This is a genomic window from Rothia similimucilaginosa (genome assembly GCF_029850985.2).
Taxonomy (GTDB): Bacteria; Actinomycetota; Actinomycetes; order Actinomycetales; family Micrococcaceae; genus Rothia.
The window spans coordinates 652,178-675,350 of sequence record NZ_CM138149.1 but is presented as its reverse complement, the minus strand read 5'-3'; the positions used below and the strand labels follow the sequence as shown (position 1 = coordinate 675,350).

17 protein-coding genes are annotated in these 23,173 nt (G+C 57.9%); 6 read left to right on the top strand and 11 right to left on the bottom strand.

Annotated features, from left to right (window positions below; genetic code table 11):
* The first annotated feature begins 11 nt into the window (after nucleotides 1-11).
* Nucleotides 12-689 carry an Rv3235 family protein gene (locus QFX07_RS02870; RefSeq protein ID WP_279742106.1) on the top strand — a complete coding sequence of 226 codons (678 nt, stop codon included), beginning with the start codon at nucleotides 12-14 and terminating at the stop codon, nucleotides 687-689.
* A gap of 116 nt (nucleotides 690-805) precedes the next feature.
* On the opposite strand, the gene secA is transcribed toward QFX07_RS02870, so the two are convergent.
* From secA to QFX07_RS02820, 10 genes are all read right to left on the bottom strand, one after another.
* Nucleotides 806-3,421: a preprotein translocase subunit SecA gene (gene secA, locus QFX07_RS02865; RefSeq protein ID WP_279742107.1), complete on the bottom strand. Its 2,616-nt coding sequence runs from the start codon at nucleotides 3,419-3,421 to the stop codon at nucleotides 806-808.
* 370 nt (nucleotides 3,422-3,791) lie between these two features.
* Complete coding sequence (hpf, locus tag QFX07_RS02860) at nucleotides 3,792-4,427, bottom strand: ribosome hibernation-promoting factor, HPF/YfiA family (RefSeq protein ID WP_314078916.1); 636 nt, start codon at nucleotides 4,425-4,427, stop codon at nucleotides 3,792-3,794.
* 216 nt (nucleotides 4,428-4,643) lie between these two features.
* Nucleotides 4,644-5,615: a ComF family protein gene (locus QFX07_RS02855; protein WP_279755089.1), complete on the bottom strand. Its 972-nt coding sequence runs from the start codon at nucleotides 5,613-5,615 to the stop codon at nucleotides 4,644-4,646.
* A 36-nt stretch (nucleotides 5,616-5,651) separates the two neighbouring features.
* Nucleotides 5,652-7,358 carry an LpqB family beta-propeller domain-containing protein gene (locus QFX07_RS02850; RefSeq protein WP_279789503.1) on the bottom strand — a complete coding sequence of 569 codons (1,707 nt, stop codon included), beginning with the start codon at nucleotides 7,356-7,358 and terminating at the stop codon, nucleotides 5,652-5,654.
* 284 nt (nucleotides 7,359-7,642) lie between these two features.
* On the bottom strand, nucleotides 7,643-9,394 hold the full coding sequence (gene mtrB / locus QFX07_RS02845) for an MtrAB system histidine kinase MtrB (protein WP_279755088.1): 1,752 nt from the start codon (nucleotides 9,392-9,394) through the stop codon (nucleotides 7,643-7,645).
* 34 nt (nucleotides 9,395-9,428) lie between these two features.
* Nucleotides 9,429-10,130 (bottom strand): MtrAB system response regulator MtrA, encoded by a 702-nt coding sequence (gene mtrA / locus QFX07_RS02840; RefSeq protein WP_279755087.1) that lies wholly within the window; start codon nucleotides 10,128-10,130, stop codon nucleotides 9,429-9,431.
* Nucleotides 10,131-10,185: 55 nt separating this feature from the next.
* Nucleotides 10,186-11,493 (bottom strand): uroporphyrinogen decarboxylase/cobalamine-independent methonine synthase family protein, encoded by a 1,308-nt coding sequence (locus QFX07_RS02835; RefSeq protein ID WP_279742113.1) that lies wholly within the window; start codon nucleotides 11,491-11,493, stop codon nucleotides 10,186-10,188.
* Between the two features lie 133 nt (nucleotides 11,494-11,626).
* On the bottom strand, nucleotides 11,627-12,016 hold the full coding sequence (locus QFX07_RS02830; protein WP_279742114.1) for a chorismate mutase: 390 nt from the start codon (nucleotides 12,014-12,016) through the stop codon (nucleotides 11,627-11,629).
* A 101-nt stretch (nucleotides 12,017-12,117) separates the two neighbouring features.
* Nucleotides 12,118-13,341 (bottom strand): tRNA 2-thiouridine(34) synthase MnmA, encoded by a 1,224-nt coding sequence (gene mnmA / locus QFX07_RS02825; protein WP_279742115.1) that lies wholly within the window; start codon nucleotides 13,339-13,341, stop codon nucleotides 12,118-12,120.
* 190 nt (nucleotides 13,342-13,531) lie between these two features.
* A complete protein-coding gene (locus QFX07_RS02820; RefSeq protein ID WP_279755086.1) occupies nucleotides 13,532-14,779 on the bottom strand; it encodes a cysteine desulfurase family protein in 1,248 nt (415 codons plus the stop codon).
* A 157-nt stretch (nucleotides 14,780-14,936) separates the two neighbouring features.
* Here QFX07_RS02820 and QFX07_RS02815 point away from each other — a divergent pair, with 157 nt between their 5' ends.
* Nucleotides 14,937-15,404: a tRNA (cytidine(34)-2'-O)-methyltransferase gene (locus tag QFX07_RS02815; protein ID WP_279742117.1), complete on the top strand. Its 468-nt coding sequence runs from the start codon at nucleotides 14,937-14,939 to the stop codon at nucleotides 15,402-15,404.
* 1 nt (nucleotide 15,405) lies between these two features.
* The gene (locus QFX07_RS02810; protein ID WP_279742118.1) at nucleotides 15,406-16,053 is read left to right on the top strand and encodes a uracil-DNA glycosylase family protein; all 648 of its coding nucleotides are present in this window, start codon (nucleotides 15,406-15,408) and stop codon (nucleotides 16,051-16,053) included.
* A 170-nt stretch (nucleotides 16,054-16,223) separates the two neighbouring features.
* On the opposite strand, the gene QFX07_RS02805 is transcribed toward QFX07_RS02810, so the two are convergent.
* Nucleotides 16,224-17,534, bottom strand: coding sequence for a S1C family serine protease (locus QFX07_RS02805; protein ID WP_279742119.1), 1,311 nt, complete (start codon nucleotides 17,532-17,534; stop codon nucleotides 16,224-16,226).
* A gap of 355 nt (nucleotides 17,535-17,889) precedes the next feature.
* Here QFX07_RS02805 and QFX07_RS02800 point away from each other — a divergent pair, with 355 nt between their 5' ends.
* The 3 genes from QFX07_RS02800 (at nucleotide 17,890) to QFX07_RS02790 (ending at nucleotide 22,970) form a co-directional block, all read left to right on the top strand.
* Nucleotides 17,890-18,057: a hypothetical protein gene (locus QFX07_RS02800; RefSeq protein ID WP_279742120.1), complete on the top strand. Its 168-nt coding sequence runs from the start codon at nucleotides 17,890-17,892 to the stop codon at nucleotides 18,055-18,057.
* A gap of 302 nt (nucleotides 18,058-18,359) precedes the next feature.
* Nucleotides 18,360-20,672: a non-ribosomal peptide synthetase subunit gene (locus QFX07_RS02795; protein ID WP_279755085.1), complete on the top strand. Its 2,313-nt coding sequence runs from the start codon at nucleotides 18,360-18,362 to the stop codon at nucleotides 20,670-20,672.
* Between the two features lie 237 nt (nucleotides 20,673-20,909).
* Nucleotides 20,910-22,970 carry a TPM domain-containing protein gene (locus QFX07_RS02790; protein WP_279755084.1) on the top strand — a complete coding sequence of 687 codons (2,061 nt, stop codon included), beginning with the start codon at nucleotides 20,910-20,912 and terminating at the stop codon, nucleotides 22,968-22,970.
* Nucleotides 22,971-23,173: the final 203 nt, after the last annotated feature.

Here is a 23,173-nt window from a genome sequence, read left to right as displayed (position 1 = left end):
AAGGAGCCGTCATGAGCTTCGCCAACCTTCTCCCCCGCGCCCCGTGGACGCCGCCGCATGCTCAGTCTGCATTGCCTGCCTCCCGTAACGATCAGCCCGTCCGCCCGTATTCAAAGCGTCAGGCGGCACGTACCTCCCATCCGGTGGCTCAGCCTGTGCCTGCCTCGCAGGTCGCTCCGCTACCGGAGCAAGGGCAGGGCACGATGGCACTGGTGCAGAGTAGGAACAACTCGTCGGTCTATTCACTATTGCCGCTGCCGCGTTATGAGCAGCATTCGGCGCAGCACCCGCCGACTGCGTTGAGGGGCCGTCCATTGCGCCCTGCGGATACGTTGACTCGCCAGCTGGAGGGTCGTTGCGCGGGTGTGGCAATTGCTTATCTGGAGATCATGTCGGCTCGTCGTTCACGTCAGCAGCTGGCGCAGTGGGTGTCAGCGGATTGTTTCCACCGTCTGCTACCATTTTTCCCCAAAAATCCGCGCCAGGTGCGCAAGGAGATGCTGTTGACTCTTCCGCCGGTTCTGTTGCGGGTACGAGCGCAGAAGGTGCACGAGGAGCTCTACGAAGTGGTGGCGCTACTGCGTTGTGCGGATAAGGTTCGCGTGGTGACCATGCAGATGCGCCTGATTCACGGTATGTGGCTGATTACCGCGATTGAGCAGCCTCAGAGCCGAACGGACGAAGACTAAGGTATCCCGTACACAACACGCACAGACATGCAGAGACACGCAGAGAGGGTGCAAATCCGGTATTGGATTCGCACCCTCTCTGTTGCGTCTATAGCGTTTTCGAGTTTACGCCGAGGCTAGCTCTCCTTGGTGCGCTCAACGTGAACCTGCTCGTGGCCGTCCTCATCGGGGGCGGAGTACTGCAGGAACTTCGGGCGCGAAGGTTCAGCCAGACGTACGGCAGAAGCCTGAGTACGCTGCTTGGACAGGTCCAGGTTAAACAGGTAGGTTACGGTCTCTTCACGGACCGCGCCGAGCATCAACTGGTACATGTCGTAGCCTTCACGCTGGTACTCGACCAGCGGGTCACGCTGAGCCATTGCACGCAGGCCGATACCTTCCTTGAGGTATTCCATCTCGTACAGGTGCTCGGGCCAGCGCTCACCAATGACGGACAGCATGACGCGGCGTTCAATTTCACGCATGCTCTCTTCGCCGATGCTCTTTTCACGCTCATCGTAGATGAGGTGTGCGTCCGCCAAAACTTCCTTCACGATCTGGTCGCGAGTAATCTTGGTGCGGTCTCCAGCGTCCTCTGCTAAGTCGTCCACGGTGATGGAGATGGGGTACACCTGCTTGAGTGCATCCCAGAGTTCGTCGAAGTCCCAATCCTCGGCGTGACCTTCAGAGACACGGGCGTCAATGATGGTGGTCAGCACTTCGTCCACGAAACCGGAGATCTGGCCCTTCAGGTCGTCACCGTGCAGGATGCGGCCGCGGTCCTTGTAGATTGCTTCGCGCTGGCGGTTGAGCACATCGTCATACTTGAGCACGTTCTTACGCTGCTCAGCGTTACGGCCCTCAACGTTTGCCTGCGCGGTAGCGATAGCGCGGCTAACGATCTTGGAGTCCAGTGCGGAGTCCTCGGGGGCTGCCGACATGAGGCGGGTTGCCATGCCGGTGTTGAACAGGCGCATCAGTTCGTCGGTCAACGACAGGTAGAAGCGGGACTCCCCCGGGTCACCCTGACGGCCGGAACGACCGCGCAGCTGGTTGTCGATACGGCGGGACTCGTGACGCTCAGTACCGAGCACGTACAGGCCACCGAGCTCGGTGACTTCCTTATGCTCTTCTGCTGCGGCGTCTTCGCAGGCCTTCAGAACCTCGGGCCAGCGTGCCTCGTACGCCTCGGAGTTGGTGTTCGGGTCCAGGCCGAGCTCACGCATCTTCTCGACGGCCTCAAATTCGGGGTTACCGCCGAGCATAATGTCGGTACCACGACCAGCCATGTTGGTTGCCACGGTGACGGCGCCCTTACGGCCCGCCTGCGCAACAATAGCTGCCTCACGCTCGTTGTTCTTTGCATTTAGCACCTCGTGGCGCACGCCTGCCTTCGCCAGCTGGCGGGACAGGTATTCGGAGTTCTCCACGCTTGCGGTACCGACCAGAATCGGCTGGCCCTTTTCGTGGCGTTCCTTAATGTCCTTGACGACCGCCTTGAACTTGGCGATTTCGTCGCGGTACACCTTATCGGGGTTGTCGATGCGCTGCACACCCTTGTTGGTGGGGATGGGCACCACGCCGAGCTCGTAGGTGTTCATGAACTCTGCCGCTTCGGTTTCCGCGGTACCGGTCATACCGGACAGCTTGTCGTACATGCGGAAGTAGTTCTGCAGGGTCACAGTCGCCATGGTCTGGTTCTCAGGCTTGATTTCGACGCCTTCCTTCGCCTCAATCGCCTGGTGGATGCCGTCGTTGTAGCGGCGGCCCGGCAGAATACGACCGGTGTGCTCGTCAACAATCAGGACTTCACCGTCAATGACCACGTAGTCCTTGTTGTTGGTGAACAGCTCCTTCGCCTTGATGGAGTTGTTCAGGAAGCCAATAAGCGGGGTGTTCTTGGATTCGTAGAGATTCTTCACACCCAGGTGGTCTTCCACCTTGTCAATACCGGGTTCAAGGATACCGACGGTGCGCTTCTTCTCATCTACTTCGTAGTCTTCACCGCGCTTGAGCAGGGTTGCGGCAATACGCGCGAACTCTGCGTACCAGCGGTTCGCCTCACCGGCTGCGGGGCCGGAAATGATCAGAGGGGTACGCGCCTCATCGATCAGGATGGAGTCCACCTCATCGATAATGGCGAAGTTGTGACCGCGCTGAACCTGCTCCTCCACGGTCCATGCCATGTTGTCACGCAGGTAGTCGAAGCCAAACTCGTTGTTCGTACCGTAGGTAATGTCTGCGGCGTACTGCTTACGACGCTCATCAGGTTCCATGGAGGAGAGAATAACGCCACACTCCATGCCGAGGAAGCGGAACACACGACCCATGAGGTTCGCCTGGTACTCAGCCAGGTAGTCGTTAACAGTCACAATGTGAACGCCCTTGCCGCTCAGCGCATTCAGGTACGCGGGCAGGGTCGCGACGAGGGTCTTACCCTCACCGGTCTTCATTTCGGCAATGTTACCCAGGTGCAGCGCTGCACCACCCATGAGCTGAACGTCGTAGTGGCGCTTGCCCAGGGTGCGCTTGGATGCTTCACGGACTACCGCAAAGGCCTCCGGCAGCATAATGTCGAGGGATTCGCCGTCGTTGACGCGCTCGCGGAACTTGTCAGTTTCCGCTCGCAGTTCCTCATCGGTCATAGATGCGAAGCTGTCCTCGAGCGAGTTCACCGCCTTAGTGTACGCTTCGAGCTGTCGCAGAACCCTCTTATCGCCGGTTCGGAGGATTTTCTCCAAGAAAGATGCCACTGAGCTTCTACTCCTTGCTTGTTTCGGTACCCTCACCAAGGGCGCGCAAAAGTGCGCGCGGTGAGGCCTTCCTACATATTGTATGGCAGAGCCGCCTAATTCACCCGTCCGAGCTATTTTTTACGCTGTACGCCCAGAGGTAACATTTTGTGACGTTGCGCGTCATTCATCCTCTGCTGAGGTGGAGGGAGCACCGGGTTCCGGGGTCGGGCGCAACCCCGTACTGAGAATCCGAGCTGAGAACCTCAGCTGTAGAAGGCAGAGAAAAACCCGGGAGCCTGAAGATTCACAGTGCGTGTTTCCAGACCGCCCGGGTCTTTAGCCTGCTCACTGGGCATGCCGCCTCAGCAGTTAGCAGGTACCTTGGATTTTACTCGTCGTCCAGAGTAATGATGCCGTAGCTCCAGCCCTTACGACGGTATGCCGCAGCCGGTGCCCCGGTCTCGCTGTCAATGTACAGGTAGAAGTCATGGCCGACCAATTCCATACGGTCAACAGCTTCTGCGGGAGTCAGACGCTCGCCCTTGAAGCTCTTGTGGCGAATCTCAATGGGAGATGCTGCCTCATCGGCGAGGGTCACCTCACTATTATCGAATGCTGCTTCTTCCACCGGAATATCCGGCAACAGAATCTCGGTAATTGCTTCGGTAACCACGGGAATCGAGCCGGTAGCGTCCGCCACGGATACGGGGTGCTTGCCACCGCGCTTGTGCAGCTTGCGGCGGTCACGTGCACGGCGCAGACGCTCCAGGAGCTTGCCGTAGGTTTCATCGAAGACCGCGAACTTATCGTTACCCTGGGCTTCGGAACGGAGGACAGGACCGGTACCAACGACGGTAATCTCAACGCGGATGGACTCGCCACCCAGATGACCGTCCTTGCTGAACTTGACGTCAATGTCCTTCACGTTATCGCCGAGCTGAGCGAACTTCTGAACCTTGTCGCTCACGTATTCTTCCAGGCGTTCGGTGACCTTGATATTGCGGCCGTAGATGTTGACTTCCACGATCATTCCCTCCAGGTTGGGGGCTTATACCGCGTCCGGTTGGACCCGGTACGGGGGATTCGACTCCGGTGCCGTTCCCTTACACACATTTTAGTACGAAACATGCCGTATATCACTGTATGTGACAAATATTTAGCCCAAATAATAGCTACTCGTCCGTCTGCGAACTTTAAGAGCTAAAAATCGTGTATCTCTTGCAACTAATTACAAGAAACGCTATGTCAGCATTCTTTTCGGTACCGCAGCAACCGCACACACACCCAGCACCCGCGAACCTGATTCCTGTAGCACGCGCACCATCTCAGAGGCGGTCGCTCCGGTGGTTACCACGTCATCACAAATAACACTGAGCTGCCCCGAACACAGGGCAGGCTCCATGACGCGTAAAGCACCGTGCATCCGCTCGGCACGGCCCACAGCGCCCAGGGTCTTCTGCTCGTTCTTTGCCTCAGAAGCACTCAGAAGAGAAGACACTATGTGAGAAGACCCCACACGTGAAGATAAGGAGGCGCCGCTCCCCTGCCGATTACGAGGCGCGTAACCAATGACGTCCACAACCCGCACCCGCACCGAGTCGGGCAGACGCTGATTGAGCTGACGCGCCGCCTCCTGCACCAAAAGATTCGCCGGCGCATACCCGCGGTGGCGCACACTCTGCGCCGAAGACGGTACCGGAATCAGCAGCACCTCAACCGGTGCTGCAGAAGCATCTACAGGAGAGATAGAAGACGCCGGTGCGCTCTGAAGCTCAACCCGATGCGCCCGAAGAAGCTCATACACGCTACGCGCCAGCCCCTCGCCTAACAGTGGCAACAAATCAGTGCGACCAGCGTTCTTCAACGCCAACAGGGCACGCGGCATAATGCCCACGTAACGGGACGCCGCACGCACCTCAGGAGCAACCGCGCCTTCAAGAGGTTGCAGAACCTGCACACGTTCCACATGCGCCAACGCCGAACGTAGCTGCGGCAAGCATTGTTCACACAGCGGCGAGCCGGCACCGTAGAGGACCGGCACCGCACAGCACGGGCAGGTACGCGGCATCAATACCTCGCCCAAAGCCCCGCTGGCATTCTTGAAAGCCCCGGCAAGGCGGGTCAAAGGCTCGTTCAAGGGCACGTTGCTAGAGCGCGCATTGTTTGAGGGCACGCTGGAGGAATCGTTCAAACCACGCTGTTCTGAAGTCACCGAGAGCACCCTTTCCTCGCTCGCGCCTGCCCACGGCTAACCGGCGTAACTAATCTCATGCAGAGTCGTGTCCAGACGGATCCAGCCGCGCTCCTCCATCAGGTAGCATGAACCGTCAGAACGGTGAGCAATAATATTCGACGTATTATCCGCTGTCGAAATGGTCATTACACCATCCAAACGGTCCAGCTTCGTCTCTTCACCACTGAGGGAAATCACCTCAGACTCACCATTCTTCACGTTCACCACCACTACGCTCTGGTCGCCAGCCCAACGGGCATTACGCGGAGTCACAGAAGAACTCAGACGCACTATCTCCGTCAGGCGCAGAGGCTTACCGGCATCATCACGCACAATACCGGAAATAATCACAGCTGACGCACCCTCAGTAGAGGCCACAATCGCCATGCGGGCACCATCATGCGAAACGTTCACGCTCGTAAAGATCAAATTACGCTGCCAGGACAGACCAATATCGACACCGCGCTCACGCTCGGTTGCATCCTCAGAACCCGGTTTGAAGGCACGAACAACACCCTCACCATCGGCAACCCACACCCAGCCATACGCATCAAAACTGGGAGCAGTCAGAGCGGTACTCTGCCACACACTGCGGACACTGCCCTGATACACCGTGTACAGGCTCGCGGCATCGTTCGCCAAGCAGGCGTAAACATCCGCAGAGTAGCCCATCGCTGGGGAACTCAACTGGCTCACACCACTCAGAAGCAACTGTTCGCCCGTATTGCTCATATAGTCATCGCGCGCCACCATCTGGCCGTTCGAATTAATAGCGACAGTGCGGGCGGGAACACCCGGATTCAGCTTCACCGCAGAGAATCCGCTCGGATCAGAGTCAGAAATCTGGGCGCCGTTATAGAACACGTCGGTCTTACCCAGACCTGAAAAGTTCGTCAGACCGTGCACAATCTGCTCACGCACACGCGCCAAACGGTTATCGTCTAAGTGTTCACCGGAGAGGCGAACCAGCATATCCTGGTTATCGCTCATGCTCACAGCTTCAAGGCGCATAGACTCGTTCAACGCGGAGAACGCAACATCCTTTAAATAAGACGCAGGGCCAGCCATCAGGGTACGCACCAGTAACTCAAAATAGCGGTCCGTATGCGGGAACCAACGGATATCCGGCACAGCATAACGGAACGCACGGTCATAGAAGTACAGGCGGCACGGGCTAAACACGCGCTCAAACTCGGTACCGTCCAGCCACAGACCGTCCGGGCAGGAGCTAATACGCCACTGCTTGTCCTCCATGACCATCTTGAAATCATGGGTCTCAATCTGAGCCTCGGGGAAGGTGCTCGTAATACCCTGACTGCTCACCGTAGCAGTCTGCTGGAAACGCATATGATACGTACCCTCAGCATTGCCGCTATCGTCACTACGCGCCTGCACCGTATTACGGTACACGCGGGTGGCACCAATCGGGTTCCAACGGCCCGCAAAAGAAGAGCTCAAATACTGGCGCGCCACTGCATAGTTCTCGATGCTATCCACACCGGCACGCACAAAACCCTCAATAATCGCCTCTGGAGTCGCACCAGCCAGCGGACTGGGAGCACGAGCCGGAGAAGTGTTAACGCTCTTCACATCCAGGCCGCTGCTATACTGAGTCACTCGATTGTTTGAGGGAAGACCCGCGCAAGAGCTCACGAGCGTCGCCAAGGACACCACCCCCAAAGACAGCGCGGCGCGTCGAGAAACAATAGCCCTGTGAGACATGGAGGTCTTAACCTTCCTCTACGAACCTTGATAAGAATCCACTCCATCTAACGTTGTGGGCCATCGCAACGGAGTGAAAATATATCTGCCTTGATTGTACTGGTTTGCCGGTGCAAATACGCAAGGATAAGCGCAAATGCTCATTAGTTAGCATCAGCACCCTAACCTGGACAGAGTCGAAAACCCTTATACCCGGCAGGAAAACCCACACTCGTTCGTGGAGCTTCCCACCAGTTTCAAACTCTGCCGCTAATACTGTCCATAATGCCTGTCGGTGTGAGTCGCTAAGCGTCGTCCTCCACATTCACACGAGGAGAAATAGCCGGCAGCGTATCCTTCGCAGTCGCCGCACGATGTGCGCTTGCTTCAGGCTCACCAGTTACAAGAACCGGCGACTCGCCCAAAGGTGCACCGTGCACCAACGGCAGGTTCATCGTGAAGCAGGCGCCGCGGCCCTTCTCGCCCCATGCCTCAATCGTGCCGCCGTGCAGACGCACATCCTCGGCAGCAATCGACAAGCCCAGACCTGTACCGCCCAGGGTGCGCTTACGCGAAGTATCAGCACGCCAGAAACGGTTGAACACCTGAACGGCTTCATCCTCAGACAGACCGATACCGTGGTCACGCACCGCAACGCCCAGGTTCGTGGCGTTCGCGCCCACATACACATCAATCGGTCGGGATTCGCCGTGCTCAATCGCGTTATACAGCAGGTTACGGAGCACACGCTCAATACGCACACGGTCCATATCCACCATGATGCTCTCATAGCTCGTATGCACGTTCAGCTTCGTATTTGTACGCTCCAGGTGCGGCAGAGCCTCCTGCAGAATATTTGACAGCACCCATATGAAGTCTTCAGTATCGATGGTCAGCATTGCGTTACCGGCATCGAAGCGAGAAATTTCCAGCAGGTCAGTAAGCATCGACTGGAAACGATCCACCTGATCGCGCAGAAGCTCCACAGTGCGGCTCAGCGGCCGCTCCATATCCTCACGCGAGTCGTACAAAAGCTCGGTGCCCAAACGCACCGTTGCCAGCGGGGTACACAGTTCGTGCGAAACGTCAGAAACGAATCGCTGCTGCAGAGTCGACAGGCGCTCCAGCTGAACAATCTTCTCCTGCAGCGAGTCAGCCATCAGGTTGAAGGAATAACCCAGACGCGCCGCCTGATGCTCACCATGCACAGATACACGCTGATCCAGGTTACCGGCAGCCAGCTTTTCAGCGGTAATAGCGGTCTGAGTAATCGGGTGGACCACCAAACGAGTCACAATCCACACTACAGAAAGCACCACAGCAAGCAGTGCACAGAAACCACCAAAAAGAACAAAGTTATTATGCGCAATCGTGGCGGAAGAATCTGTCATGTCGTACACAAGGAACAAACCGTAATTAGGGTTCTGGGCAATAGAAATATGGGTACCAACAATAAGCACTGGATAGGTACGCTCACGGTTATTTTCAATAGTAGTCACCGTAGACGTCTGCCAAAAAACACCGTTCTTATCACGAACAGTTTCTTTAAAATCATTCGGAATGCTCGAAGAATTCAAAGAATTATTACTACTCTGCTCAGGAATAAAACCCTGTTTACCTTGACCTTCCAAAGACACAAGAATCCAATTGCGCTTACCCGAACCGCCCGCGTCAAGAATGGTCAGGGTACGGCTCACGTTACGGCGAATTTCGCTATCACTACGAGCTTCAGAGGAGTCCAGCACACTCTGAACGTTGCGGAAACCGCTTGTCGATTCTTCCAGCGCCTGAGTCTTCTGATTCTCAAAAAGACTCGTCGCAATCTGGTTCGACAAGGACCAACCCACCATCAAGAAGCTCAGGAACATCATGATGCCCGCAGTGCCAAGAGCACGGAACTGCAGGGATTCTTTCCACAGACGCTGAACGCGCTGAGGTAGCCTCTTGCCCTGCTTCTGCACCTTACGCGGCTTAGATGAGCGGGTACGCGAAGAGGCGGAGGCGACCGCCTCCGCCGTCAAAGCGCGGTGCTCATGGCTCGACTTCGCAACAGACAATCAGGTTATCTCTTCGCCTATGAATAGCTTCCGCTTAGCTGCCGGAAGATCCTACTAGCTCGGCCGGAATCTTGTACCCAACACCGCGAACAGTCTGAATAAAACGCGCCGCACCCAACTCATCGAACTTAGCGCGCAGACGCTGGACATGCACGTTTACCAGAGAATCGCTCACATCAGTGTAGCCCCAAACCATTTCCAACAGCTCCTGGCGGCTCAACGCCTGGCCGGGGTGACGCACCAGCGCAGCCAACAGGTCAAACTCCAGAGGAGTCATGGGAACCTCGGCGCTGTGGTACTTGACGGTGCGACCGTCCATATCCATGGCAATATCTCCAATGGACACGACCAGCTGGCGGCTCTCACGCGGACGCAGACGAGTACGAATACGCGCCAAAAGCTCAGCATGCTTAAAAGGCTTAGCAATGTAATCATCAGCGCCAGCCTCAAGACCTTTCACAACATCTTCTGTGTCGCTTTTAGCAGTCAACATAATAATCGGCACATTAGAAGAGCGGCGAATTTGCTGACAAACTTCGATACCATTCATGCCAGGAAGCATCAAATCCAAAAGCACCAAATCAGGAGTGGAGCGCATAAAAGTTTCAAAAGCGCGGCCGCCATTTTCGCAGAAAACAGCGTTAAAGCCCTCTTGTGCGAGCACGAGGCCAATCATTTCCGCCAGAGCATCATCATCATCAACCACCAAAATGGTGTGTGTGTCGCTTGCGCTCACAGTACCTCTCTAAAGAAATATCGTAAATGCTTACATAAAAAATCTGATTCTCCAATCATACCGTGCACTCAGACAATGCACGGGCACACTCTGCCACCCGAGCCAGCGAAGCCGTGGCGTCCAGCACACTCACCGTACCCGGAGTGGAGGCAGAAGGCACTGAACCCGTTTGCGGACGCTCATCAGCCATTAAACCCACTGCACTCAACTGCTTCGGCTCAAGGCCAACCTCACGCCACAGGCTGTACAGACGGCGCACCTGATCAGGAACCCGTACAGAAGTCACCACCGGCAGCCATAGCTGAGCCTGAGCCTCCAAAAGCTGCGCCACAGGTTCCCAGGAACGAGGGTCACTTAGCGGCGGAACCTGCAGCATGCCCGGCCCCTTCAAACGGGCACGGTCAGGATGCAACAGCAAAGCACCAGGAGCAGCACCCTCAACCTGCATAGCTTTCAACAGCGCCAAAGTGTCAAGGGCGGGACGGGGCCGGGTGAGAAGCTTCAGCTCCTGCACCGGTTTGAGCACAGTGCCATCCACGTCCAGGATGAGCTGCAGATTGAGTTCAGCAAAACGATCCGCCACCCGACGGTACACCTGCTGATAGTAATGAGGCTGCAACACCGGCAGGGAGCGGAAACCACTGACGGTAGGAATGGAGCCCTCCATCAGACGCTGAAACTCCGATTCCTCCAGTTGCACGGCAATCAGCGCTTGGGGAGCCTGCAGAGCCTCACGTAGAGAGTCCGACCAGCGTTTCAGTCCTTCCAGGAACGATTCCAGTAGGTCACGGCTCGCCCCTGCATCACTGATGGCACGCTCGCCGCCGGGTAGGTAGATGCTGGCTGCAAGGGTCAGCGGACCAACCAGCTGAATCTTATACACCGCAGCGGAATCCTCAACACCGGAGGTGAACCTCTTCTTCTGCACACCCACACGGTCAGCTAGAAGGTTGATATCGGAGAGCAGACGGTCCTGCGCTAGGGCAGACTCGCGCGCTCCTCTGCCGCCGCTATGCACCATGCGCCAGCCAAACGAGGCACCGTCAAAGGCAAGTCCCTCGCACACCGCCAGGGTGCGTGCCAGCGGGGTAGTCCGCCAGCCCAGCGCCGGCAGATGCGGCAGGAACGGCAAGTGCGGGGAACCCAGCTCGCCTTCTACACGGGACATCGCCTCAGCCAAATCATTGCCGGGAAAATCGCCCCGACCGCTAGCACGCACCAGCGGACGCTCAGTAGCGAGTGCGGCAAGATCTTGCTCGGTCAGTTCGTCTCCTTCGGGGGCACGGTACTCACCGGGCAGTAGCAGGCGCTCTGGCACCGGCTCGGTACGGGCATTCTGGCGGGAGGAAGATTGAGGGGGCATAAACAGGTGAGGTTAAGACCGGTTAGGGAAAAGTGCGGGCAGGTCAAAGCTCTGCCGCTGGATGCTCAGCACGGATGAGAGCAGGGCTTTTCGAAGAGGCTGAGCTTTCAGAAAGTCATAGCCTTCCAGGCTCTTAGCTTTGAGACTTTTCAGTCTCTTTGTCATGGTCAGCATGCTCGTTCGCGATGCGCACGTGGTGGCGAATCACCTCAGAGATGATGAAGTTCAGGAACTTCTCCGCGAATTCCGGGTCCAGGCTGGATTCCTTCGCCATGGCACGCAGGCGAGCAATCTGTGCCTCTTCACGGCCGGGGTCACCGGCGGGCAGGTTGTGCTCAGCCTTCAGGACGCCCACGCGCTTGGTTGCCTGAAAACGCTCCGCAAGGATGTGCACCAACGCTGCATCGAAGTTGTCGATGGAGCGGCGCATGGCGAAGAGCTCCTCGTAAACCTCCGGCGCGACTTCATCGCCCATGGAGGTGGCGTGGGGGTCAAATTCGCAGGAAGTGTGTTCGGCAGTCATCGGTCTCTCCTCAGTTCGGTTGTGGTCTTCTGTGCGTTGTGTTCAAGCAGGTTATTGCGGCAACAGCTGGGGATAGCGGGGTGTGCAGCTATTCTGTGCGGCTAGTTGGCGTTGGTAGAGGCGCCACTAGACAGGGTTTCCTGAATGTCTTCGCGGTCCAGCGAGTAAGCGCGGGCGATGGTGGACTGACCCAGTACGCGGGTGCCCTGGTAGAGAACCATGGTCTGTCCCGGTGCCACACCGGAGAGCGGATCCAGTAGGCGCACTACGGTTTCCAGGCGCAACACATCTTCTTCTTCAGCTTCGGGGTCGGATGCCCAGGTCATGTATGCCTTGGCGCGGACCGGGTCGGCGTGCGCGCGCACCTGTGCGGTCACTTCGAACTCTTCGCTGCGAGTACCAGCCTGCGGGGGCTGTTCCAGGAAGCGTGCCGCCTGCTCTACGGGTACGCCCGCCCAGGTGGCGCGGATACCACGGATTTCGTGCACGGCAAGCAACTCACGGGAGCCGACGATAACTTCGTTTTCCTTGGGGCGCACCTCCAGAACGAAGCGGGGCTTGCCGTCGGCGGCGGGGCGGCCCAGTGCCAGGCCCTTGCGCTGACCTACGGTGTATGCCTGCGCGCCGGGGTGCTCGCCGAGCACCTCGCCGTGGGTGTCCTTAATGAGGCCGGGGCGCATCTTGATGTGGTCGCCCAGCCAGGCGCGAGTATCACCTTCGGGGATAAAGCAGATGTCGTAGGAGTCCGGCTTCTTCGCCACGGAGAAGCCGCGCTCTGCCGCCTCCGCACGTACCTGTGTCTTGGAGGGGGTGTCTGCAAGGGGGAACCAGGCGTGCTTAAGCTGTTCGTGGGTGAGCACACCAAGTACGTAGGACTGGTCTTTTGCCCAGTCGGCGGCGCGGTGAAGTTCGCGGTTGCCGTCTTCGGTGGTGATGACGCGGGCGTAGTGTCCGGTCACCACGGCGTCGAAGCCGAGTGCGAGGGCCCGTTCGAGTAGCGCGGCAAACTTAATCTTTTCGTTGCAACGCATGCAGGGGTTGGGGGTTCGTCCGGCTTCGTATTCGGAGATGAAGTCGTCGACGACATCTTCCTTGAAGCGTTCGGAGAAGTCCCAGACGAAGAAGGGGATGCCCAGCTGGGAGCAGACGCGGCGGGCGTCCATGGAGTCTTCGAGAGTGCAGCAGCCGCGGGAGCCGGTGCGCAGGGTGCCGGGCATGCGGGATAGGGCTAGGTGAACGCCGACTACTTCGTGTCCTGCTTCTACGGCGCGAGCTGCGGCGACTGCGGAGTCAACGCCGCCACTCATAGCTGCAAGAATTTTCACTGCCTATCCTTCTGTTGTGTTGAGCCTTTAGAAAGGTACGCCGTATTTGTGTGGGCGGACTTTCCGGTACTGTAGCTACCCATTGTACGCAGGGGCTCGGCGGAATATTGGGCAGTGCACCCTCAGCCAGCCCTCAGCGAACGCTGAGATTCCAGGCTGAGGGCAGTTGGGTCTCTTCTCTCCTGGTTTTCTAGTGCCAGCGGGAGGCGTCCGGCAGCTGCGAGGAAAGCCCGGCCTTTGCCGCCTGTTCGTAGGCGGCGGGTAGTGCCGCGATGAGGCGCGCAATATCGGCTCCGGTGGTGGAATGACCGAGGGTGAAGCGCTGGGCGCTGCGGGCGGTGTCTTCGCCCATTCCCATTGCCATGAGCACATGGGAGGGGCGGGTCACCCCGGCGTTGCAGGCGGAGCCGGTGGAGCTGCTGATGCCCTGCATGTCCAGCAGGAAGAGCAGGGTGTCACCTTCTGCGTTTTCGAAGGTGAAGTGGGCGTTACCGGGCAGTCGCTTCTGGCCGGGGTACTCTTCAGTGAGCGGATTTTCTCCGCTCAGGTGCGCCTGCGGGATGAGCGCGCTAATTGCCGCAATGAGTTCGTTGCGTAGCGCGGCGATACGGGCAGATTCTTTGTCAAGGTACTGAACCGAGTGTACGGCGGCCTCTGCAAAACCTGCTATCGCGGGTGCGTCGATGGTGCCGGAGCGCACGGAGCGTTCCTGGCCGCCTCCGTGTAGGACGGGGGTCATCTGTACGGCGCGGGTTGCAACGAGCGCGCCGATGCCCATGGGGCCACCGATTTTATGGCCTGAGATTGCGAGGGTCGCCACCTTGCTGGCGTGGAAGTCAATGGGGATTGCGCCGAATGCCTGTACCGCGTCCGAGTGCACGGGGATACCGTATTCGGCAGCGATAGCGGCGATCTCGGGGATGGGCTCTACGGTACCGACCTCATTGTTCGCCCACATGACGGTCACGAGTGCGACGTCTTCGGGGTTCTTTTCGATGAGCTCGCGGACGGTCTGCGGGTTGACGCTACCGTGCTCGTCTACGGGGATCCATTCAAGCTGCGCGCCTTCTGCCTTTTCGAGCCATTCGCAGGTTTCTTCCACGGCGTGGTGTTCGATGGAGGAGACGAGAATTCGGGTGCGCTGCGGGTCTTCTTCGCGGCGCTTCCAGTAGATGCCCTTGACGGCTAGGTTGTCCGCTTCGGTGCCGCCTGAGGTGAAAATAACCTCGGCGGGGTCGGCTCCGATGGCGCGGGCGATGCGTTCGCGGGCGTATTCGACGGTGGCGCGGGCGTCGCGTCCTACGGCGTGTAGGGAGGAGGGGTTGCCGCCGTTGCGCATCTGTTCGACCATGGCGTCGATGGCGGCAGGCAGTACGTCGGTGGTGGCGGCATGGTCGAGGTAGACCCGGCCGTTCTGAGGGTTGGTTTCTGCGCTCATGCTTCCTCCTGCTGGGTTGTCGGCGGTTTTTCGCCTTGCTTATTTTATCGCGCTCTATCCGCACTCTTCTAGACATGTTCATCTCGGCAGGGTCGGCGAGCGCTACTCTCCCGGGACGCTCAATGATGGTCGTGGGCTGCGCGGTACACTTAGGAACGTGTTCAAGATTCTTTTCTATACCCCTGAGATTCCCGGCAATACCGGCAACGCTATCCGTTTGGCGGCGATTACTGGCGCTGAGCTACACCTGGTGAAGCCGCTGGGCTTTAACTTTGATGATGCGCATCTGCGCCGCGCGGGTCTGGACTATCACGACCTGGCGGTGGTGACGGTGCATGAGACCCTTGAGGATGCGTGGGAGGCTCTGGCTCCGGAGCGTGTTTTTGCGTTCACGACCACTGCTTCGACTTCATATGCGGATATTGAGTACCGTCCAGATGATGTGTTCATGTTTGGTCCGGAGTCGGTGGGGCTCCCTGCTGAGGTTCAGCAGGACCCGCATGTGAGCGAGCGTGTGAAGATTCCGATGAAGCCGGGCCGTCGTTCGCTGAACCTGGCTAATTCTGCGTCCATTGCTGTGTTTGAGGCGTGGCGTCAGAACGGTTTTGAGGGAGGCGCCATCTAGCATGACTGCAACACACCATAATCTGCCGGAGCATCTGGTTCAGCAGATTCTGGAGACGGACCCTCCCCTGGCTGAGCAGATTCGTTTGGATCGGCAGAATAGGGAGTTTACGGGACGGGGCTGGGCGCCGGTCTTTTCAGCCTCCCCTCATGCTCGTATTGTGGTGATTGGCCAGGCACCTGGACGTGCCGCGCAGGAGAGCCGTATTCCATGGAATGACCAGAGCGGCGTGAAGCTGCGCGAGTGGATGGGCGTAACGGACGAGCAGTTCTATAATCCTGAGCTGATTTCGCTACTACCGATGGATTTTTACTACCCCGGCAAGGGCACACACGGTGATAACCCGCCGCGTAAGGATTTCGCCTCCAAGTGGCATCCGCACTTACTGGAGCTCATGCCGAATATTCAGCTGATTCTACTAGTGGGCGCATATTCCCAGAAGTATTACCTGGATGGTGTGCACGCCCCGAAGGCACAGAAGAACCTGACAGAGACGGTTCGTGCGTGGGAGTCTTATCTTCCGAAGTTCCTGCCTCTGGTGCATCCTTCGCCGCTGAATTTTAGGTGGCAGGCAAAGAACCCATGGTTCGAGCAGGAGGTTATCCCAGCTTTGAGGAGGCGTGTGGGAGAGGTCCTCAAGGACGCTTAGCCCGCCCGCTCTGCAGTATCACTATAGTTCTGCCTTACTAATAAAGATGCTCCCACCCCATATATGGGGTGGGAGCATCTTTATTATGCACGTTGTTTAGGCTAACTAAGCAGTCCCAGCTGAGCGGGTGTTTCTCAGCTACGCCGTATTGTTAGTTCAGACGCGAGGGGTTACTTCTGACTGTCGGCGTTGCCCAGAGTCACGGTGATGTCCTGGGTGGAGGAGCCGCGCTTGATCTTCAGCTTCAGGTCGGAGCCTGCCGCTGCGGCACGTACGGTACCGTTGAGCTCTTCGCTCTTGGTGACAGCATGGCCGTCGGCTTCAATCACGACGTCGCCGGATCGCAGACCTGCCTTGGCGGCGGGACTGTTGGATTCTACCGAGACAATTTCAACACCACCGGGGATGAGCTTGGATGAGCCCGAACCGGTGTCCGCGGGGGTGTTCTTTACGCTTGCGCCCAGGTAGCCGTGAGTTGCTTTACCCTTGGCAATAATCTCGGAGGAGATGCGCTTGGCGTAGTTGGAGGTAATGGAGAACGCCATACCATCAGCGGTGCCACCGTCCTGACTTGCCTGGCCCTGCGCGTTAATACCGATCAGTTCGCCCTTGAGGTTCACCAGCGGGCCGCCGGAGTTACCGTGGTTGATGGGCACATCAACCTGAATCATGGGGATGTAGTTCTGGCCCTTCGAGTCAGCAGGCTGCACGCGGTTTGCATTTGAGACTACGCCGGCAGTCACCGATTCGCTACGACGATACGGTGCACCGAGGGCAACCACAGCCTCGCCGGAGACCAGCTTGGAGGAGTCGCCCCAGGTGATGGGCTGCAGATCCAGGCCGGAAGGGTTAATCTTCAAAACCGCCAGGTCAGCTGCAGAGTCCAGGCCCACCACTGTTGCGGTGCGCACGGTGCCATCGCTTAGGCGAACCTCAATGATGTATGCTTCTCTGGAAGATTCGAGGGTGACCACGTGATGGTTGGTGAGGATGTGGCCGGCCTTATCGAGGACAACACCACTACCTCCGCCGGAGGCGGAGCCATTTGACGCCATGATGGTCACGGTGGAGGGCAGGACCTTCTTCGCGGTTTCTGCTACGCCTGCCACGGTGGAGGAGTTACTGATATTGGAGCTAACGGAGCCGCGGGAGGAGGTGCTGGAGGAGCTGTTGTTCGAGGCAGCGATACCGCCTCCGACGCCCGCACCGACACCACCACCGACGAGGGCTGCGAGTAGGGCTGCAGTGAGCACAACGCCGGCACCGTAACGCTTGTTGTTATAGGTATTCTGGGGTGCAGCCTGTGCCGCGCTAACCTGAGCGGCGGCTTGGGGGTAGGTGTATCCGGGAGAGGCGTATGCCTGCGGGTATGCGTTCTGGCCTTGCTGGTAGCTTGCCTGTCCGTTCACGTTCTGCATGGGACGGGTTGCATCCGTGACGCCGTCATTGCCCCCGTAAAACCATCCGTTGTTTTGAGTCATGAGTTCTCCTAGAGTTGAGCGTGTACCTCACCCTGAGCGCACGCTATGTTTCTACTGTAGAGGGTGTTTTATAGCATTCTGTATCTTTTTGCTGTTAGTAATCGGGGAGTTCGCTGGGAATTTTTCTCGCCCCTTTCATTTGGGGCAGATTAGCTGGTCTGAGCTACCCGGCGATTCATTCGGCGGCTAGTTTATTTTGGGGTTTTGTCCGCTACTCACTCTCAGGTTTGTCTTTTAAAGCGCCCAATTTTTCTTCACGGTTTACACAGCCTGATGCTTCTTGGTACACAGCTTGGTCACAGGGTTGCTCCGTAATGTTTCAGGTGCATAGAGACGAGGACAAAGGAGGAAACCCATGATGATCGGAACCCTGATTTTTTGTGCGATCTTGGCAAGCTCCATCGGTATCGGTGCGGGTATTGTGGCCTGTTGCTCGGGAACGGTGCACCGCCGTCATCGTGCGGAAAAAACTGCCGAGTTGACGCAGCCACTGGCTACACAGGTGTTGACCACCGGTAGGTAGCGCATAGAATTTGATAGTTTCCGGGGCGGGAGATAAGAGCCCTGCACCGGAAGGGACGAGAATCCCCAGTATGTCCCGAAGGGGCGGTGTGAGGACCTGCCCGGGTACGATAGTGAGTTGAGTGATGATCGATGCGGCGTGAACCCTTGCATGAGGGCTTACGCCGCATCGTCTTTTAACCGTGGTGCGAGCGCAGGAGGCACTGGGCGAAAGCACCCGGTACCCGGGCTACTTCCCTTTTAGTATGCGGTAAGGCGACGGCGTTGCGGGCACCCAGGATTTAGCTGGGTTATGGTGAAGTTATGAGGATTATTTCTGCTGTTTTCGCTCTTGTTGGCGCGCTGCCGGTCACATCTGCGGCGGTGGCGTCTTCTGCGGACGGTACAACACGTCTGTACGCGTTGCTTATCTTTGTTCTGATCTACGCAGCGGTAGCGTTGTTCGCGTCGTTGAGCCCCTCGCGCCGTCGCGCGTGTGAGATTAGACAGCAAGTGTTGCAACAGCAACAGAACCAGTCGATGAATCAGCAGGTACCGCACCCGCAGGCACCCGATCAGCAGGGGCCTTCACAGCCTGCGCCGCAGCAGGCACAGTCTCAGCAGATTCAGGGCACGGTGAGCTACCCGATGCGCTACCAGCCGAAGCAGGCTCAGCCGGGTCATAGTGCTCAGCAGCCGGTGGCGGTGCCATCGCCTCTGGAGCCGATGCAGGTAGGTGGCGCCTCCGGTTCTTCAGCGCAGAGCCATTCAGCAGAAAGCCAGGTGCAACAGAGCACGCCCCTGAGCACCCTGGCGCAGCCTGAAGAGCGCCCGCAGCAGGAGGTTCCCCAGCAGGCGCCTGAGAGCAAGCCCTCCGATCGTTTCTCTTTGAGTACCAATCACAAGCTCATTCCCCCGCTAGAGGATGCGCAGCGCAGCCGCTACCCCATGGTGCTTTCTGTCAGTACATCAGAGGATGAAGTCTTTGCACTGCCGTCGATTAGCGGTGTACCGGAGCATCTGCTGGTGGGCGCGCAAGAGAATCATGTTCCGCTGAATCAGCGTCCGCGCTGGCAGCAGGTCGATATTCTAGAGAACTACCTCATGCGTGCGGTCATGAACCTGCAGACGCTGGAGCGTGCGCAGTTTTCTCCGCTACACAGTTTCAAAGAGACTGCCCAGGCTGACCGTACGGGGCTTGCCGCCGAGCTGGAAGAAACCATCCGGATGTCTCAGCTGAAGCTGAGCGGGGCGTTAGAGTTCTATACGTCCCTACCTCGTCTGGCGGATGCCCCGAGTTCTTACGCTTTTGCTCGTGATCATGCGCTCTCCCTGAGCGCCGCCGTCATTAGCCTGACGGAACAGTGCTTTGAGCGTACCTTCAGTTGGCGTCTGTTGGAGGATACCCTCCCGGACTCTTTGAACGACCGCCTCTACGCGGTGCGTTATCTGCGTGAGAGCGCGCAGAAGCTGGCGGCTTCTGTGGAGCTGAGCGATTTTGACCGCGCCATGCAACTTGCCGAGACCTGGAAGAAGACTGTTCGCAAGGACTCGAATCTCGATGAGGTCAAGGTCTGGAATGAGATGACGGAAGTTGCCTTTGACGTTCTACCCCACTTGCGAGAGCGGGCGTTGAAGGGCGTTCAGTCTACGTTGGAGTTTAGCGAGCTTTTCTACCGTTCCAGCGAGGACGGTACGCACCGCATGCTCCACCCAGAACAGCTGAGTGAGTTTGAGCTCAAGGGCGTACAGTCCACGCTCGAAGAGCACCTGGAAAAGGTGCGTCTTGAGCTTCAGGATGCGGAGTTCTGCGCCGCAGTTTTGAGTCTGCAGGCGCGCTCTATCATTGAGCTTATCCAGGAGCTTCTGCAGGTTGAGCAGGAAGGCGTTCTGGCGGAGGTTGTAACCGATTTGCGGGCACTTGCTCATTACTCGCCCCACCTTGCCAAGCAGCCTATCCATACGTTGATGTTCAGGCGCGAACAGTACGCCCCCGATCGGGAGGATCTGCCAACCATTGGCGAGCGCATCCGTTCTCTCTCAAGTGTCCCCGAGGTTCTGGCGTTCGTTCATTATGAGGGAACGGTGCTTCTACTGGGCGTCTCAGATCCGTATCAGGCGTTTTCCGGGGAGGGTTCCCCCGAGGGTCTGCTTTCGGAAGAGATGAAGTTATCCTCCATGCCGCTGTCTGTGTTGCGGACCCATTCGCGGCTTCTGCAGCAGGTGCTTCGCCTACAGAATCTGCGTTTAAAGCTGGCGTGGGTGAGTAGCTGTAGTGGCTACATGTCTTGGCCCCTGGTTGATCGTCATTTCGTTGGTCCCTCTGCCGCTGATGAGGATTTGAAGGAGCTGACTGAAAATATTGAGGCGCTCGCTGAGCTTCTGGACGCCCGTTCTAACTCCCAGATGTATAAGGGCCGTAGCGTGCCGACTACACCCTTTTTGTGGTCGCAGATGCGGGAACAGGCAGATTCCAGTTCTAGGTTGCTGAATTATGTGCAGTTCTTAGGCTGGATGTACACCTTGTCTTCGCGGGTTCAGGTGGTGAACGGTGTGGTACAGAGTATCCACGATGTTAGTGCCGCGGAGGTAGTGGAGCATCTGATAAGTAATCTGGAGATTGCGCGGCGGCGCTAATTAACTGAATAGCCGGTGAGCCGGGATCTAGCGTGAGGCTAGCCCCCGGCTTTCCTGTATAAATCCTGGGAAGTCGGTAAACGGGTGGCAAATAGCTGCGCAATATTCTCGTATCTGTGCGTCTGTGTGACTAGGCCACCGCTACACTAATAATGTGACCGGCACTAAGGTGTGCGATGAACAAGCACGCCGTGAAGTGCAGGTCCGTTCGTACTTCACGATAACGGAGGAAAGACCATGACCGAGCACGCCTTTGCGCGTCAGATTCGTCCCGCACGCCCTCGCCTGCGCACTATCTTGGGTGCCACCGTGCTGGCGGCTGGTCTTTCTTGTGCCCCGGTGGTTCTGCCGGCTGGTTCTGCATTTTTGAGCACGTCGGCGTTGGCTGTTGCCCCGATGCAGATTACGGGCACCACCGTATACGATTCCACGAACTCTTTGGGTGATACCGCTACCCTAAAGTCTAAGATTTCGGCTCTGTCGAAGAAGCACAACGTGGATTTGCACGTGGTGGTTATCGATAAGTTTGAGAACCCGTCTACTTCTTCAAGCTGGACGAAGGCGCTTGCTACGAAGAACAATTGGGGTTCTGCCGATGTGGTGCTGGTGATTGCTACCGAGTCTCGCCAGGCGTATTTCTTGGCGGGTAGCGCCAAGACTCTTTCGAGCGACCAGCAGACGAAGGTGTATCAGAACTACATCAAGCCGAAGCTGCAGAATAGCGACTATATGGGTGCGGCACTGGCTGCGGTTGAGGGTATCGAGGCTCAGAAGGGAGGTAGCTCTTCTGGCCTGGTGACCGGCGTGCTCGGTGTGGGCGCGGCGGCAACCGTGGGTGCCGGTGGTTACGCGATGTACCGCCGCCGCAAGAAGAATAACGCGCAGCAGCAGCCTCAGCGTTCCTACGGCACGCCTCGCAACTACTCCCCCCTTCCGGAGGTTCCATTGGAGGAGCTGCACACTCGTGCCGGTAGCGCCCTGCTCCAGGCTGATACGACGATGAGCCACGCGAAGCAGGAGCTTGAGTTCGCGCGCGCCCAGTACAACGATCAGCAGGTCACCGAGTTCGCTCAGGAGATTGCGCGTGCTGAGGATCTGATGAGTAGGTCCTTCCAGCGTCAGCAGCTTCTAACCGATAACATACCGGATACTGACGCTGAGCAGCGTGCTTGGTTGACTGAGATTATTGATAACTCTCAGGAAGTCACCCGCATTGCTCAGGAGCAGGACGCTAAGCTGGCTCAGTTGCGCAACCTGGAGCAGGAGGCACCTGCGGCTATTGAGGCTCTGGCTCAGCGCCTACCGCAGCTGCGTGCCTCGGTGGAAGAGATTGCCGCTCAGTACCGCGCACTGAAGGAACGTTACCTGCCCAGCGCCCTGGAGCCCATTTCCAAGACTCCTACCCTGTTGGAGTCGAATATGGTGCTGTGCGCTGCGGAGGTTGAGAAGGCTAAGGCAACCGTTGCTACGGCTCGTTCGGAGGCGGTTGCTCATCTGCGCACCGCCGAGGAAGCAGCCTCGCAGATTCAGGCGCTGGGTGCGGCCGTGAATACCCGTTCGCATGAGCTAGAGCAGGCTCAGCTGGGTCTGAGCACCGACCTGCTGAGCATTCAGCGTGACGTGGCTGAGGCGAAGAGCCTCGCGGCTTCTCGACGTCGCGATGATTTGGGTGCGGTCGCCGCCGGTATGGAGGCGGTACTCAACCAGGTCACCCAGAGCGCTTCGACTCGCCCGAATGACCCACTAACTCTGGTGAACCAGTTACATCAGCTCTCCGCTGAGCTGGATAAGGCAATGACGAATATGCGTGCTACCCGCGAGCGTTCTCGTGCGGCATCGCAGAACCTGGATCGTACAATGCGTTCTGCCTACGCTGCTGTGAACGGTGCGCGTAGCTACATCAATAACCGCCGTGCTGCGGTGGGCCCGATGACTCTGACTGCTGTTTCTGAGGCGGAGCGTCACCTGGATCAGGCTCAGCGCTTGGCTTCTTCGGATCCGCTGAACGCTATGAAGGAAGCCAATATGGCCATCCAGAAGGCAACCGATGCACAGAACCGCGCTCAGAGCGAGGTCGGCAACTACTACAACAACCATGACCGCGGCGGTGGCTTCGGCGGTGACCTTGCGAAGGGTCTGCTGCTGGGCGCTCTGATGACCGCGATGAACTCCGGCACCAGTAGCTGGGGTAGCAACGGTGGCCACAGCAGTGACGGTAGTAGCAGCGGAAGCTGGGGCGGTGGCTTCAGTGGAGGCGGCGATTGGGGCAGCGGCGGCGGCGACGGCGGTAGCTTCTAACCGCCTCCATGCTAACGATCCTGCCGGTCGGTTTCTGCAGATTTTTCTATACCCTGACTGGCGAGGGTACGTAGCTTACCTCACCGGTTTCTTCCCCAGCCGGAAAACACCTAAGGTAATTTACTAGAAGTTTAGGTAACAGAAATCAGGCGTGTATCATGTTCACAGCATGCACCCAGAAATCTGCCACATAATTAGCTATA

Excerpts from the sequence above, each read along its gene's own strand:
- QFX07_RS02850 (WP_279789503.1), bottom strand. The coding sequence starts at position 7,358 with ATGTCTCACAGGGCTATTGTTTCTCGACGCGCCGCGCTGTCTTTGGGG.
- QFX07_RS02830 (WP_279742114.1), bottom strand. The coding sequence starts at position 12,016 with ATGACTGCCGAACACACTTCCTGCGAATTTGACCCCCACGCCACCTCC.
- QFX07_RS02805 (WP_279742119.1), bottom strand. The coding sequence starts at position 17,534 with ATGACTCAAAACAACGGATGGTTTTACGGGGGCAATGACGGCGTCACG.
- QFX07_RS02800 (WP_279742120.1), top strand. The coding sequence starts at position 17,890 with ATGATGATCGGAACCCTGATTTTTTGTGCGATCTTGGCAAGCTCCATC.
- QFX07_RS02820 (WP_279755086.1), bottom strand. The coding sequence starts at position 14,779 with ATGAGCGCAGAAACCAACCCTCAGAACGGCCGGGTCTACCTCGACCAT.
- QFX07_RS02810 (WP_279742118.1), top strand. The coding sequence starts at position 15,406 with ATGACTGCAACACACCATAATCTGCCGGAGCATCTGGTTCAGCAGATT.
- QFX07_RS02835 (WP_279742113.1), bottom strand. The coding sequence starts at position 11,493 with ATGCCCCCTCAATCTTCCTCCCGCCAGAATGCCCGTACCGAGCCGGTG.
- QFX07_RS02870 (WP_279742106.1), top strand. The coding sequence starts at position 12 with ATGAGCTTCGCCAACCTTCTCCCCCGCGCCCCGTGGACGCCGCCGCAT.
- QFX07_RS02795 (WP_279755085.1), top strand. The coding sequence starts at position 18,360 with ATGAGGATTATTTCTGCTGTTTTCGCTCTTGTTGGCGCGCTGCCGGTC.
- QFX07_RS02790 (WP_279755084.1), top strand. The coding sequence starts at position 20,910 with ATGACCGAGCACGCCTTTGCGCGTCAGATTCGTCCCGCACGCCCTCGC.